This window comes from Sutterella massiliensis (assembly GCF_016899755.1).
GTDB lineage: Bacteria > Pseudomonadota > Gammaproteobacteria > Burkholderiales > Burkholderiaceae_F > Sutterella > Sutterella massiliensis.
Map to the genome: position 1 here is coordinate 1 of NZ_JACJJC010000351.1, position 341 is coordinate 341.

The 341-nt window shown below is 60.1% G+C and carries 1 protein-coding gene; it reads right to left on the minus strand.

Going from position 1 to position 341, the window contains the following annotated elements:
* The coding region (locus tag H6A60_RS12875) for a DUF401 family protein (RefSeq protein ID WP_205105259.1) at positions 1-341 on the minus strand (341 nt) is incomplete at both ends.

A 341-nucleotide genomic window follows, 5' to 3' on the forward strand; every position in this document is an offset into this window, starting at 1 on the left:
GCTTTCGATCTCCTTTTGCGATAGCGGCCGAATCAACGCAAGCCAGCCCGCAAAAAAGAAGACGAGTGCAGCAGGAACACCCCAGCGAAGCACCTCGCCCGCAGAAAGTCCGCAGATGCCTAGCGCAAGAATTGTGCCTGAAATGAGCGGATTGCAGAAAACGTGCACATGCCGAAACCAGAAGTTCACGGCTGCGAGCCGCGCGGGCGACGCAGCGAATCCTGAACCAATTCGTTCGACAAGCTTGAGAGATGCCTGTGCACCGGCGATCGCCGGCAAAAGACCGACCACGGCCGGCAGCAGGGCGAGCGCCGCTTTGGCGCGCTGAGCGGCAATTCGCT